General features: G+C 38.2%; 12 protein-coding genes and 1 other RNA gene. 12 read left to right on the forward strand and 1 reads right to left on the reverse strand.

Annotated elements, in window-relative coordinates; translation table 11 throughout:
• Positions 1 to 14: 14 nt before the first annotated feature.
• The 6 genes from FZC40_RS09135 to FZC40_RS09160 all read left to right on the forward strand — a co-directional run bounded on the left by FZC40_RS09135 (position 15) and on the right by FZC40_RS09160 (position 6,751).
• On the forward strand, positions 15 to 1,157 hold the full coding sequence (locus FZC40_RS09135; RefSeq protein ID WP_148603579.1) for an acyl-CoA dehydrogenase family protein: 1,143 nt from the start codon (positions 15 to 17) through the stop codon (positions 1,155 to 1,157).
• A 12-nt stretch (positions 1,158 to 1,169) separates the two neighbouring features.
• The gene (locus FZC40_RS09140) at positions 1,170 to 1,958 is read left to right on the forward strand and encodes an electron transfer flavoprotein subunit beta/FixA family protein (protein WP_148603580.1); all 789 of its coding nucleotides are present in this window, start codon (positions 1,170 to 1,172) and stop codon (positions 1,956 to 1,958) included.
• A 16-nt stretch (positions 1,959 to 1,974) separates the two neighbouring features.
• A complete protein-coding gene (locus FZC40_RS09145) occupies positions 1,975 to 2,991 on the forward strand; it encodes an electron transfer flavoprotein subunit alpha/FixB family protein (RefSeq protein WP_148603581.1) in 1,017 nt (338 codons plus the stop codon).
• Positions 2,992 to 3,119: 128 nt separating this feature from the next.
• Complete coding sequence (locus FZC40_RS09150; protein ID WP_148603582.1) at positions 3,120 to 4,403, forward strand: MFS transporter; 1,284 nt, start codon at positions 3,120 to 3,122, stop codon at positions 4,401 to 4,403.
• Positions 4,404 to 4,589: 186 nt separating this feature from the next.
• Positions 4,590 to 6,254: a medium-chain fatty-acid--CoA ligase gene (gene fadK / locus FZC40_RS09155; RefSeq protein ID WP_148603583.1), complete on the forward strand. Its 1,665-nt coding sequence runs from the start codon at positions 4,590 to 4,592 to the stop codon at positions 6,252 to 6,254.
• The gene (locus tag FZC40_RS09160) at positions 6,230 to 6,751 is read left to right on the forward strand and encodes a hypothetical protein (RefSeq protein ID WP_148603584.1); all 522 of its coding nucleotides are present in this window, start codon (positions 6,230 to 6,232) and stop codon (positions 6,749 to 6,751) included. The genes fadK and FZC40_RS09160 overlap by 25 nt, the downstream gene beginning before the upstream one ends.
• Position 6,752: 1 nt before the next feature.
• On the opposite strand, the gene FZC40_RS09165 is transcribed toward FZC40_RS09160, so the two are convergent.
• The gene (locus FZC40_RS09165) at positions 6,753 to 7,640 is read right to left on the reverse strand and encodes a LysR family transcriptional regulator (RefSeq protein ID WP_148603585.1); all 888 of its coding nucleotides are present in this window, start codon (positions 7,638 to 7,640) and stop codon (positions 6,753 to 6,755) included.
• A 205-nt stretch (positions 7,641 to 7,845) separates the two neighbouring features.
• Between FZC40_RS09165 and FZC40_RS09170 the strand changes: the two genes are divergently transcribed.
• The 6 genes from FZC40_RS09170 (at position 7,846) to rnpB (ending at position 14,626) form a co-directional block, all read left to right on the forward strand.
• Positions 7,846 to 9,123, forward strand: a complete 1,278-nt coding sequence (locus FZC40_RS09170; RefSeq protein ID WP_148603586.1) for an MFS transporter — start codon at positions 7,846 to 7,848, stop codon at positions 9,121 to 9,123.
• A gap of 388 nt (positions 9,124 to 9,511) precedes the next feature.
• Positions 9,512 to 11,293 (forward strand): DNA primase, encoded by a 1,782-nt coding sequence (gene dnaG / locus FZC40_RS09175; RefSeq protein ID WP_148603587.1) that lies wholly within the window; start codon positions 9,512 to 9,514, stop codon positions 11,291 to 11,293.
• Between the two features lies 1 nt (position 11,294).
• Entirely contained in the window at positions 11,295 to 12,434 is a 1,140-nt protein-coding gene (gene rpoD, locus FZC40_RS09180) for an RNA polymerase sigma factor RpoD (protein ID WP_420534736.1), read from the forward strand.
• A gap of 1 nt (position 12,435) precedes the next feature.
• Positions 12,436 to 13,131, forward strand: coding sequence for a tRNA (adenine(22)-N(1))-methyltransferase (locus FZC40_RS09185; RefSeq protein ID WP_148603588.1), 696 nt, complete (start codon positions 12,436 to 12,438; stop codon positions 13,129 to 13,131).
• Positions 13,122 to 14,240, forward strand: a complete 1,119-nt coding sequence (locus tag FZC40_RS09190) for a Nif3-like dinuclear metal center hexameric protein (protein WP_148603589.1) — start codon at positions 13,122 to 13,124, stop codon at positions 14,238 to 14,240. The genes FZC40_RS09185 and FZC40_RS09190 overlap by 10 nt, the downstream gene beginning before the upstream one ends.
• Before the next feature lie 46 nt (positions 14,241 to 14,286).
• Positions 14,287 to 14,626, forward strand: an RNA gene (rnpB, locus tag FZC40_RS09195) — RNase P RNA component class A.
• Positions 14,627 to 14,712: the final 86 nt, after the last annotated feature.

Genomic DNA, 14,712 nt, shown 5'->3' on the forward strand with positions numbered 1-14,712 from the left:
GAGGGTTGAAATAGATGAGTTTATTGTATACCGAAGAACAAAAAGCACTGATTGCACTTGTAAAAGATATGGCCGAAAACGAAATTAAGCCATATGTTCAGGAATTGGATGAAAAAGGTGAATGTCCAGGGGAGTTATTCAAATGGGCTTTTGATATGGGGTTGCATATGCTGGAAATTCCAGAAGAATTTGGGGGAACCGGTTTAAGTTACGAAACTACAGCCATGATTTTTGAGGAATTGGCAAAAGTTGATGCCGGTTATGCCATTACATTTGTAACCACATTTGTAGCTTTAAGAAATGTAATCCTTTCAGGTACACCGGAACAGGGAAAATATTTTGCAGATATTATTGGAAAAGGCAACTTTGCCGCATTTGCATTAACCGAACCTAATGCTGGATCTGATCCTGCCGCACTTCGAGGAACGGCCGTTAAAGATGGGGATGACTACATTTTGAATGCAACCAAGACCTTTATTACCAACGGTGAGATAGCTGCCCTATTTGTAGGGTTCTTTAAAACCGATGTGAAAGCTGGTCATAAAGGTATTTCAGCCTTCATTATTGATGCGGATGCACCAGGAATAACCATTGGTCAACATGAAAATAAAATGGGCCTGCGACTTTCAAATACAACAGATGTTACTTTTGAAAATGTTAGAGTACCAGCATCCAGCATGGTTGGAGCAGAAGGTTCCGGCTTTAAACTGGCATTAAATGCTTTAAACTTATCACGAGCGTTTGTTGCTACTCTGGCAGTTGGCATTATGCAACGCGCTCTGGATGAATCAGTAAAATATGCAAAAGAAAGAAAACAATTTGGAAAACCCATTATCAAGTTCCAGATGGTTCAGCAGATGCTTGCCGATATGGCGATAAAAACTGAAGCATCCCGAGTCCTTGTGAATAACACCATGCGAATGATGGATAACGGCAGTTTGGTTCGAAAAGAAGGATCGATTACTAAAACATTTGTATCTGATTGTGCTCAGGAAGTGACTTCCAATGCGGTTCAAATTTTTGGTGGGTATGGGTACAGCAAGGAATACCCAGTCGAAAAACTGATGCGGGATTGCAAGGTGTTTCAAATTTTTGAAGGCGCCAATCAAATCCAGAGAATGACCATAGCAAACGAATTAGATAGAGAATACAAGTAAGGAGGAGCGGAAATGAATATTGTTGTTTGTGTAAAACAGGTTCCGGATACAACTGAAATCAAAATTGATCCAATAAAAAAAACATTGATTCGTCAAGGTGTTCCCAGTATTATGAACCCATTTGATAAGAATGCATTAGAAGAGGCGATTCAGCTAAAAGAACAGTATAGCGGTTCGGTTACGGTCATTTCCATGGGCCCGGAACAAGCTAAGGCAACTCTGAGAGAAGCCCTTTCCATGGGTGCGGACAAAGCTTATTTAGTTACGGATCGTGCTTTTGGGGGATCAGATACCTATGCAACCAGTTATATTTTGTCCAAGGTGATTGAAAAGCTTGGACCATTTGATGTGATTTTGGGTGGAAAACAGGCCATTGACGGCGATACGGGACAAACAGCGCCTAGTATTGCAGAACATCTGGGAATTGCCAGACTGACCCATATACGGAGTATGAAAATCGATGGAAATAAGTGCGTTGTGGAAAGAGAAATTGAAGAAGGGATAGAGATTGTAGAAGCAAAATTACCGATTCTATGTACCGCAACAAAGGAAACAAACAAACCGAGATACGCCACAATTAAAGGTAAAATTGACTCGCTGAAAGCGGATATTGAAAATATTACATTGGCCGACCTACCCAATATGGATATCACAAAAATTGGATTAAAGGGATCGCCAACCCGAGTTAAATCAACCTTTATACCTGAGCGGAAATCAAGCTGTGAAATGCTTGAGATTGTTAACCCTCGGGAAACGGCAAAAGTGCTGTTTGGCAAACTGGCAGAAGCGAAAATACTATAAGAAGGAGGGACAAAATATGGATTTGAAACAATATCAGGATGTATGGGTATTTATCGATTGTTTTCAGGGACATCCCAAAGACGTTGGTTATGAACTATTAGGGCAAGGCAGATTATTAGCAGAGGCATTAAAACAAAAATGTTGTGCCATTATCATCGGCGAAAATGTTGATGAAGCGATTAAAGGAGCGACTGAATACGGAGCAGACATCATTTACGTGGTACGCGGAGCGGAATATGCAAACTATTCAGCCGATGCCTATGGTCATGCATTTTTAGAACTGTGCGAAAAATATCATCCTAATACGATCCTCATCGGTGCTACAGCAAATGGAAGAGACTTGGGATCTAAACTTGCGATTCGCTTGAAAACAGGATTAACGGCGGATTGTACAGCATTAAGCGTGGAAGAAGATACTGGGAATGTGGTTTGGGAAAGACCAGCTTTTGGGGGGAATCTTTATGCCCGAATTCTATGTAGTGAAACGCGACCACAAATGGGAACAGTAAGACCGGGGGCTTTTAAAAAACCGCAGAAATGTCAGAATAAACTTTCAGTAATGATTCGAGAAGATATTCGAACCAAACAAGAAGATATTTTAACAAAGGTGATCGATTTTATTAAAGCCAAAGATGAATCTGGTATTAAACTGGAAGAAGCTGAGTATATTGTAGCCGGTGGCAGAGGATTAAAAGGAGCAGAAAATTTTGCAATGCTTAAGGAATTGGCAGATCTTCTAGGGGGAAGTGTTGGTGCATCCCGAGCAGCAGTGGATGCTGGATGGATACCTCAAAGTAAACAGGTTGGTCAGACCGGAAAAACGGTTACCCCAAAAGTTTATATTGCCTGCGGTATTTCAGGAGCAGTGCAACATTTAGCAGGTATGACTGAATCAGATACCATTATTGCCATTAACAAGGATGCTTCTGCACCAATTTTTGAAGTGGCTGATTATGGAATTGTGGGAGATGTATTTGAAATGGTACCGGCCATGATTAAGGAAATGCGTATTGCAAAGAATTTAGAACAATAGAATTTTATAGGTAATTGAAAAAGCACGGTGAGTTTTGGTATTTGTTTAAAAAAATACCAGAGCAAAGTAGTTTTATCTTTTAGATTTATCAATGGTCAAATAAAATTCTAATATGAAAGGGGATTCTCATGAGTGATGGAAAAAAAACTAACGTAAGATGGGCTGTGGCAGTTGTTCTGGCGCTTTCATTTATGGTTATGTTTATGGGAAGAACAGTCTTCTCAGTTTCAGGGAAATCGATTATGGAGGCATATGGCTGGTCTTCCGCCCAGTTTGGTTATGCTTCAACGGCATTTTTTATTGGTTATATGATTACAATGGTCCCATCAGGATCAATCGCCGATAAATATGGAGCAACAAAGGTGCTCATTATCAGCTTACTACTCTCGGGGGTATTTACATTCTTTACTCCGATTATCGGGGTTACCATGTTCTTGATGATATTAGTTCGTATTCTTGAGGGTGCTTCGCAGGGATGTATCGTTCCCGGTGCCATGTCAAATTTAGGAAAATGGTTTCCTAAAAGAGAATTTGGGGTTGCTTCTGCATTAGTTCAGGCAGGTTGTCCATTGGGTTCAGCACTTAATATGTATATTGCAGCAGCGATGCTGCCACTGATTGGATGGAAAAATTTATTCTATATCTACGCAATAATCTTTCCGGTATGGTGTATTATCTGGGTTCTGGTAGGAAAATCGTCTCCCAAAGAACATAAAAAGGTTAATCAGAAAGAAATTGAGTGGATTCAGCAGAGACCTGAAGGTCAGGAAAATATAAAACCGGTCGTCCTTACAAAAGCGGATATTTTTAAAACTCCGGCCGTATGGTTAATGTGTTTATCTTATGGGTGTGCGGTTTATATGTACTTTTTTGCGACGACTTGGCTTCCAAATTATTTCACCATCGGGCGTGGAATGAGTATCAGTGCTGGTGCAACGCCATTTATTGTCGGTTTTTTCGCTTATTTTGTGGGCGGATTTATCGCAGATGGGGCTTCCAAAAAATTTGGGGATAAGATCGGTCGAAAACTCGTTCAGGTTATTGGCATGATTGGCGCGGCTGTGTTGATTTTTATTGGAGCGAATGCGACTGATCCAACATTAGTTGTTGCTGCAGTATCATTATCATATGGCTTCCTGTGCTTGACAATGGGTGGTTATTTTTCAGTACCGGCATCCATTTGTCCAGCCAATGTGGGCGTATATTCGGGCTTAGCTGGAATTATTGGTGCAGTAGCTGGGGTTCTTGCACCAACAGTAACCGGATTGGTTGTTGATGCAGGATTAAACGCTGGTGCCAGTAATGCCGTAGCTTATGGTTATGCATTGTGGGTTTGTGCAGCCGTTTGTATTGTCGGTTCAATTCTTGCTTTGCTAGCAAAAATTGAACCAATAAAATCGCAGAATATTTAATCGATAAGACTTAAATTAGGAAAAACTGAGAGGCAGTACTGGTGTTATGCTTATCAATCTAAGAGATTACCGATTAATTATCGGTATGATTTAACAGGAAGCAGTTTTTAATGCTCTCATCAGTACTGATTTTGAATCAGTTGTACTAAAGGCACTCTTTTTAAATAAAAAGGGGATGAAGGAAGAATGAAAATAAATGGACATCAAAAAGAATTATATGAAGAATTAGGCTATTGGGGTAAAGAAACGTTGTTGGATTATTGGAATGCGTCAGTAGCAAATAATGGGGAACGTGAATTTGTTGTAGATGATCAGGGAAATCGTTTTACATACAAAGAAGTGGATGATCAGGCAAATGCTATTGCATCCTATATGAAAAAGATTAAAATTAATCCCAGTGAAGTAGTGTCTTTCCAGGTGCCTGTTTGGAGTGAATTTGTTCTGATTACAATTGCCTGTTTAAAAGTTGGTGCAGTTATTAATCCGATTGGGTTGTGTTATACCGGAAAAGAGTTGGAATATCTCTTGAATTTATCTCAAAGCAAAATTTTCTTTTGTCCAACCTGGTATCACAAAACAAACTACGAAGAAATGATTCGATTTTCACGAAAAAAGATCAGTTGTCTTAAACATTTGGTCTTGTTGGATAATCAGAAGGAAAAATTTACCAAGTCCATCACTTTAAAAGAAATTTTAAGTGAAAAAGCAGCCTTTAAAAATAATAGTGATCTTGTAAAAAAAGCAAAGAGTAATGATGTTGCCGCCATTCTTTATACATCTGGAACTACTGGAGGCGTCAAGGGTGTTATGTTAACGCATAATAATATTATTTTTAGTGAGAAGTATTTCAACAAAGCTTTGAAGTTGACAAAGGATGACATTATATTTATGCCGGCCCCGTTGAATCACGCAACGGGTTTTCATCATGGGATCATTGCGCCGATGTTAATAGGTGGGAAAGTAGTGTTACAGAGTAAGTTTGAAAGTCAAAAGGCCATTAAACAAATCAATCATGAAAGATGTACTTATTCCATGGGCTCCACGCCATTTATTTATGACATTTTAAAAGATATAAAAAACGGAAATGAACAACTGAACACACTCAAATTTTATCTTTGTGGAGGAGCACCCATACCTGGTGATATGGTGGAGTGTGCATCTAAATATGGAATAAAATTGTGTGAAGTTTATGGCTCCACTGAAAGTGTTCCGCACGTGTTCGTTAGGCCGGAAGAAACACTTGAACTAATGGGGAGCACATCGGGAAGGCCGATGGAAGGTATAGAAGTTCGAATTGTGGATGAAAAAAGACAGGTTGTTACGCCAGGAACCATTGGTGAAGAAGCATCAAGAGGACCGAATGTTTTTGTAGGTTATTTGAATGACAAAGTGGCTACTGAAAAAGATTTGGACGATGAAGGATGGTTTTACAGTGGCGATTTATGCGTGGCAGATGAAAAAGAGAATATCAAGGTAATCGGTCGTAAAAAAGATATTATTGTTAGAGGGGGAGAAAACCTGAACACAAATTATATCAGCGATTATGTTTCAAAACATCCTGATGTTTTAGATCAGGCAGTCATTGCAATGCCTGATGAACGCCTTGGAGAACGAATTTGTGTTTATGTTGTATTGAAAAAGGGAAAAGAATTTTTGAACCTAAACGAGCTTTTGGATTACATGCAAAAGAAAAAAATACCGAAACGCTATTGGCCGGAACGATTGGAAATAATTGATAAAATTCCAAGAACAGATAGTGGAAAAGTAAAGAAAAATCAACTGAGAGATGATTTAGAAAAACGGATGCAGGTATTGGGGGAATTGGATTGCAAGAAAAAAAATTTGGCATAAAAAGATCAAGAGAAACGACAAAACCAAAGGCTGGATGTTTAGAGGTTGCCTTTTATCAATGCGAAAATTGCAAAAAGATCTTTCAGAGTGTCAGTACAACAAACCAAGATGGTCTCATTTGTTGTAATAAAGAAATGGAAAGACTAAAGACAAAAGATCCTTCAGAAATTGCAAACAGTGTTTTGATCAATTATCGAATTGTTGGTGGATATAATGATAATGCAATTGAAGTAACCTGGGAAATACTCGAGAAAAAGGATGCCATTGAGTGGATTTATATTAAAACGTTTACAGGCGGGCAAATTAAATACATCACAAAACAAAGAAAGACATCTGTTATATTTGCTCTAGCAGATGAAGATGCTTATGTGTATTGTGATGAAGATCCTTGTTTGGAATGTACCTTTCGGTGTAAACGCGGGTTTGAAATTTATATATATTTGAATAAAAGCGGATTAATTAAAATACCCATGGATAGAATGCAGGCAAACTGGTAATTTACAAGGGTAAATTGCACTCGTTTTCAAGTACATAAGAAACAAAGGAATTTACATGCAAGGTGTGGTAACTATCTTTATTATAGACCATATAAATAAGTCGAGCATCAATGGGAATATCCAGTTTGATCATTTTTAAGTGGCTAAATTGGTATAAGAATGGAGTTTTGGCAGTAATTGCAGCACTATCGGTATTAGATATTACACCGCCAATGGAGATCTCATCATCATAAGCATAGAGTGCTTTAAGATGGTTTGTTTTGAGGTACTTACTGATTGTCTTTCCAATGGGCAAAGAGTGACGGTAAGTAATCAAGGGATAACCGGAAAGCTCTTTTAGGCAGATTGAATCTTTTTCTGCCAGGGGGTGATTGTTATTCACCAGTAAAATGAGTTCCTGAGCCATAATAGGGTGAAATTCCAGATTTTGTTTATTTTCAATATAGGAGCAAAAACCAACATCATATTTTTCGGATTCGATACCTTCAATCACATCCAGAGTCATACCCTGAAAGATATTGAATTTTGTTTTCGAATCAACATTTTTCAGGTAATCATTAATAGCCACTGGGAGAAAATCGCCGATGAGCGTTGGAATACATCCTAAATCAATAACCCCGCCATATGAACCGGATTTTTCTCTTGCTTTTTCAATACCCTTCTCCAGTTCCGTTAGAGCGGAACAAACATATTGATAAAATCCTTTGCCATATTTGGTTAGCTTAATATTTCGCCCATGATGTTGAAACAGTGCAATGCCGAGCTCTTCTTCAAGGGAAGAAATAGAACCGCTCAAACTAGGTTGGGTTATAAATAATTCTTTTGATGCTTGGGTGTAATGTTCTAATTCAGCTAATTTTTTAAAATAATATAGTTGGTTAAGATTCATAAGGGTTCTCCAATAGATAGAAGTTTAATCATAAAAAGCATGTGTTAAAGTGGGAAGAATCAGATGATAAAAAAGATTATATATATAAAAAAAAATATAATATTTAACAATATAATATCATAAATATATAAAGTAATCCAGATAAAATGACAAGTAATTTAAACGTTTAATTAAATATAAATAAAAAATATTAAGGAGAATTATGATGAGTCCGAATATCGGAAATAAAAGATGGAAGATAGTGTTTCTACTGACTGTGTGTTATATGGTTTTGTATATGGACCGCTCATGTATGTCAATGGCTGGTCCCTCTATGATGAAATATTTCAATTGGACGGCAACTCAATTTGGTTTAGTTTCCACTGCTTTTTTCATCGGTTATGCCTGTACTCAAATACTGGGGGGATGGTTGGCGGATCATTTTGGTGGCGGTAAAATTGTTATGTTTGGAGCAATATGGTGGTCCATATTTGTTTTTATCACGCCGTTTGGTGCAACACTTGGTCTTATGATTGCAATACGCATTTTCATGGGAATGGGAGAAGGCGTTTCCTTACCCGCAATGTCCACGATTATTGCACAATGGATTCCTAAAAAAGAGTCGGGATTAGCTTGGGGATTAAGTATTATGGGAGTTTCCATTGGGATTGCTTTGGCCATGCCAATTTCAGCTTGGATTATCAATGTCTGGGGCTGGGAAATGGTATTTCATTCCTTTGCTTTTCTTGCTCCAATTTGGGTAATAATCTGGTGGAAATTCGGAAAAAACAAACCGGAAGATCATCCCACAATTAGTAAAGAAGAAATTAAATATATTAGATCAGACCAAGGGGTTCAGTTAGACAAATGTGGCCAAGTTGTCAATTTAACATCAAAGGATATATTTTCCACACCGTCGGTATGGACAGGTGCCATTTCATTTTTCTGCACCAATTATTTGTTTTATTTGTTTATGACCTGGTTGCCAACATATTTTGTCAAGGGTCGCGGGTTTGAAATGAGTACGAGTGCAATCTATACCATGATGCCCTACATTGTTGCAACATTTACATATCCATTGGGTGGTTGGTTGGCTGATAAAGCAGCAAAAAAATTCGGGCATAATATGGGAAGAAAACTATTTCCATTATTGGGAATGATCGGAGCTGGTGTTTTATTAGTATTAGGATCTCAGGCTCCAACATCTATCGCTGCAGTAGCCTTTATCTCGGCATCAAATGGATTACTGTGTTTGACAATGGGTGGATATTATTCCATGCCAATCGTTTTTTCACCAAAGAATGCCGGAAAAATCACCGGCCTTTATGCAACATGTGCAACCATTGGGGGAATTGTTGCGCCCTTATTGACAGGTATTGTCGTTGATAACTATGGCTATAATTATGCACTATATTTAGGAGCAGGCATCTCGATACTTGGAGCAATTATTTTATTGACAAGTCAAGTCAGACCGATTATTCCGATTGCGGAAAGAAACCGATAAGTAAAACGCATTAAAAAGACTGCTTTCGAACTCATCTTTCAGTGCTAAAGATAGGAGAGGTCTTCAATACTAAGTCCAATGGAGAGAAATTTTCCATGGGCTTTTTTTTCATCTCTGATACTTTCTGGTTTCGTCCCATAGTAAAATAGACTCTTCCTTGCGAATGATTTTTTCTATTTCCCATCTGATTTTCTTGAATGCCTAATCATTTGTGTAAAATATTTTACCTTTCAGAGGTGATGCGGCCAATCTTAATGAAACTTTATTTTTGTTTAAATTATAAAATAAAGGCTATTTAAAAAAGGATAATATGATTTTATTGAGAATAAGAATTATAGAGGAGTTATCAAGGGGATAACTTCATTAGTAAAAAATAAGGAAAATATTAATGACAACATATTATTCAGACGAAGCAATCCAAGCGGTTGTAGAAGCAAATGACATTGTTGAGGTTGTTTCAGGTTATATGACCTTAAAACGTGTTGGTAATTCATATAAGGGAAAATGTCCGTTTCATAATGAAAAAACGGCATCATTTACGGTGTCCATCGAAAAACAATTATATCATTGCTTTGGATGTGGTGTGGGTGGAAACGTGATTACTTTTATTATGGAAATGGAAAAACTTCCTTTTGTGGATGCAATTAAATTTTTAGCGGCAAGAGTAAATTTGATTCTGCCTGAAAAACAAAACGCATTAGAAGATCAGCAGGCATATGAGAAAAAGAAACGGCTTTATGATTTACATAGAGATGCGGCAAACTACTATTATAAATGTTTGAAAACCAACCAACAGGGACTGGCATACCTATCCAAGCGTGGCATTAGTCGGGAAACCATTAAGAATTTTGGCTTGGGTTACGCAACCGCAGATTGGGATCATTTATTGGGTTATCTAAAAACAAAAGGTTATAGTATTGAAGAAATGATGGGATCAGGATTGGTGTTAGCCTCTGAGAATAAGCATTATTATGACCGCTTTCGAAATCGGATTATGTTTCCAATCATTAATCCAAGAGGGCAGATTGTTGGTTTTGGAGGCCGGTTGATGTCAGGTGAGGACAAGGGTCCCAAATACTTAAATTCCCCAGAAACAATGATTTTTTCTAAAAGTTATGAATTGTATAATTTAAATCATTGCAAAAATCATTTAGACAATGGACAAATATTGATTGTTGAAGGGTACATGGATGTTATTTCGCTGTATGAAAAAGGAATAAAAAATACCGTTGCCGCATTAGGTACGGCGTTTACAGCCTTTCACGGGAAAATTCTTGAGCGTTATGCCAATGAAGTCATTATTACTTTTGATGGTGACAGCGCTGGAGCTAAAGCGACTGAAAAGGCAATGAATATCTTGAAAAATACCAATTTAAATGTTAAAATAGTAATCTTACCGGAAAATGAAGATCCGGACTCTTATGTTCAAAAATATGGCTTTGACGGTTTTAATGATTTTATCTCAAAAGCTTTGACGATTGTTGAATATCAGCTGGAATTACTAAAAAAAATGAACGATCTTTCACAAACCGATGGACGATTGAATTATGGAAATGAAGCCATAAAAATATTAAGAAATCTTGCTACTTCAGTAGAGCTTGATTATTATAGTAAAATGGTTGCAAAAAAAACCGGTATCAATCAAGAAGTGATTCGTCGGGAGGTTATTCGGTCAAAAACAAATACCAACAACAATCAATCATTGGAGATAAATGTCAACAAAAAAGAGTCGGCCGATCAAAAGATTCCAAAAGCATATAAAAAAGCGCAAGAATTAGTCATTCAATATTGTTTGAAATCACCAGAATCCATTGCGGAGCTTCCCTTGGAATATTTAACAGATGACTTTTATCAAAGGTTGCTGGCAAGTGCTTCGGAAAGAAAAAAAGCAAATGGCGAAATTGAAATAAATCAATTAATGGCTCATTTTGATGACTCTGAAGAAATTCAAAAAATTGTCGAGTTAATGATGAATGAGAAGGAAGTTTCCCAGATTGATTACCAGGATGCCCGGGAAATAATGAAGCGTTTTTATAATAAAGCGCAACTCAGTAAGCTTTCCGAACAAATAAAAAGAGCAACGACTGATGGCAACGATGATGAGGTGGCAAAGCTTACCAATCAATTAATTGAAATAAAGAAAATGATGAAGGATAACGGGAGGCACTAAGATGAAAGAAGAATTAAAAGAAAGCATAGATGTCGATGATGATGGCAATGAAATCGAAAAAATCGCTATCGAAAAAATGCCTGAGGTTCAACAGCTTTTAAAGCGTGGCAAGACAAAGGGAAATTTAAATAACCACGATTTCGAAGAAATTCTAGAAAAAGTAGAGTTGGATCCAGAAGAAATTGATTCAATATATCTGTTTCTTCAGAGAGAAGGAATTGAAATTGCTTTTTCTGATCTTGAACTCGAGGCTCTGGAAGCGGCTGAGCTTGAAGAAGAAAATCAAAAAGAAATTGAATTAGCCGATTCAGTCAGTGTGAATGATCCGGTACGTCTGTACCTGAAAGAAATTGGTAAGGTGGCATTATTAACTGGTGACGAAGAAATGGCTTTGGCAAAACGTATGGAAGCCGGGGATGATAGTGCAAAAAAAGAACTGGCGGAGGCAAATCTTCGTTTAGTTGTCAGTATTGCAAAACGTTATGTCGGTCGTGGTATGTCCTTTTTGGATTTAATTCAAGAAGGAAATCTGGGACTGATTAAAGCGGTCGAAAAATTTGACTATACTAAAGGTTTTAAATTTAGTACCTACGCAACCTGGTGGATACGTCAGGCAATCACCCGAGCTATCGCCGATCAAGCGAGAACCATTCGGATTCCGGTTCATATGGTCGAAACCATTAATAAACTGATTCGTGTTTCACGACAGCTGCTTCAGGAGTATGGAAGAGAACCAACCCCTGCTGAAATTGGAAAAGAGATGGGCTTCACTGAAGAGAAAGTCCGAGAAATCCAAAAGATTGCTCAAGATCCGGTTTCATTGGAAACACCAATTGGGGAGGAAGAGGACAGTCATCTTGGCGATTTTATTCCGGATGAAGATGCCCCGGCTCCAGCAGAAGCAGCATCTTACGCCTTGTTGAAAGAACAACTCATTGAAGTGCTGAACACCTTGACGGAGCGCGAAGAAAAAGTACTGCGTTTGCGATTCGGTTTAGATGACGGGCGAGCTCGGACATTAGAAGAAGTTGGCAAAGAATTTAATGTAACCAGAGAGCGGATTCGCCAAATTGAAGCTAAAGCTTTAAGAAAATTAAGGCATCCCAGTCGAAGTAAGAAATTAAAGGATTATTTAACGTAAAATGAACAATAAATTAAGTCCACGTTTGAAAGTGATTGCGGATTGTGTTGCTGGGGTAAAAACCATGGCCGATATCGGTACCGATCACGGTTATTTGCCAGTTTCACTGGTCGAAAAGAATTTAGTATTGACGGCGATAGCCAGCGATACAAATGAAAAGCCGTTAGAAAAAGCAAAGAAAATCATCAAAGAGCATGGATTTGAAAAACGCATTGAGACCCGACTTGGTTCGGGTCTTTCTGTGCTTCAACCGGGAGAGGTTGAGGTCTTTGTTATGGCGGGAATGGGGGGGCTGCTCATTTGCGATTTGCTGGAAGCCGAGCGAGACGTTGCAAAAAAAACTCCCAGAATGATCCTTCAGCCCATGAATAATCAGGCCGCACTGCGACGTTATTTAGAGGGAAATCATTACAAAATCATTAGCGAAGAATTAGCCCGGGAAGATGAACGAATTTATGAAGTGATGGTCGTTGAGCACGGAATAATGGTTTTTAACAATCTATTGGAATACGATTTAGGCTATCATTTTATGCAAAACAAACATCCATTATTGAAGGATCTCATCAATCGCAAGATTAGTCTGGAAGAAAATATTGTGAAAAATACCCGTGGAAAAGAGACTCCTTTTGCAAAAAAACAATTCGGAGACAGTAGTCGATATATTCAGAAATTAAATGAGGTGAAAAAATGTCTGTAAAGCTAAGTGATGTGATCAGATCAATCGAAACGGTCGCACCCAAAAATCTGGCCGAAGATTGGGATAATGTTGGTCTTCAGGTGGGGGCAAGTAAACAAGTCATTGAACGTATTTTAATAACATTGGATGTAACCGTTGATGTGGTTGCAGAAGCTGTGGATAAGAAAGCTGATTTAATTATTGCTCATCATCCTTTTATATTTAATGGGTTAAAAACATTATCAGCAGACTATCAAAAAGGACAAATAATCACTCAGCTGATTAAAAATGACATTGCCCTTTATGTTGCCCATACCAATCTGGATAAAGCAGAAAATGGCCTGAATGATTATTTGGCACATCTCCTGGGCTTGAAAAGTATTCAAACCTTGGATCCATCAGACCCAAAAAGCTATTTTAAACTTGTCGTCTATGCGCCGGCAGAGGCAACCGATAAAATAATCGATGTTTTTGGAAAGAATGGCGCAGGATCCATTGGTGTTTATGATTATTGTACCTATCGTTCATCCGGCATTGGAACGTTTCGGCCTCTTCAAGGAGCAAATCCTTTTATCGGCGAAGTTGATGCGATTACAAGTGTTGATGAAGATCGCATTGAGGCCATTGTGCCGGAAGAGTTATTAAAACAGCTCATACTACAATTGAAAAAGAATCATCCCTATGAAGAAATGGCATATGATATCATTCCCCTTGAAAACGGCAAATTTATCAATCAAAACGGATTAGGCAAAATCGGCAGATTAGAAAATCCGCTGAAATCGCAAGACTTTATCGATCATGTCAAAAAAATATTGAATCTTCCGAGTCTCAGAGGGGCGGGTGTCATACCGGAAACGATTCGACGGGTTGCTCTTTGCTCAGGAGCCGGTGCGGATATGATTGGCCTGGCAAAAGCGAAAAAAGCCGATGTTCTGATCACCGGGGATTTAAAGCATCATGACGGACAGCGTGCATTGGAAAATAATTTCTGGGTGTTGGATGCCGGACATTATGGAACGGAAAAGTGTGTTGCTGAATGTTTTAAAGCGATCATTAAAGCTGGTTTAAAGGAAAATTGCCCTGAAATGATCATAGCAGAGGCTTCAAAAGACTTTATTATAAATTATTAGAACTTTATATTGAAATTTAGTGACAAAAAAGGTATACTATAGTGATTTAGTAAGTCAGATAGTCGCACCCGGGTAACTCCGGTTGAGGAAAGTCCGAGCTCCACAGAGCATGGTGCCGGGTAACGCCCGGTGGAGGCAACTCTAAGGCCAGTGCAACAGAAAGTATACCGCCAGTAATGGTAAGGATGAAAGGGTGAGGTAAGAGCTCACCAGCGATGTGGTGACACATCGGCTATGTAAACCCCACCTGGAGCAAGACCAAGAACGGACTTTAAAAGATGGCTGCTCGTCGTTGTCCTATGGTAGGTCGCTAGAATTTATTGGCAACAATAAATCGAGATAGATGACTATTTAAACAGAACTCGGCTTATAGACTTAGTAAATCACAATTGTCAATTAAGGGCTATCGTAAAAATTTGCGATAGCTTTTTTATTTATTAAAGGGAAAAGTGCTGTTTAAAGAGATAAATCT

Origin of the sequence: Acetobacterium tundrae, from assembly GCF_008086615.1 — a bacterium.
In the GTDB taxonomy this organism is placed as follows: Bacteria; Bacillota; Clostridia; order Eubacteriales; family Eubacteriaceae; genus Acetobacterium; species Acetobacterium tundrae.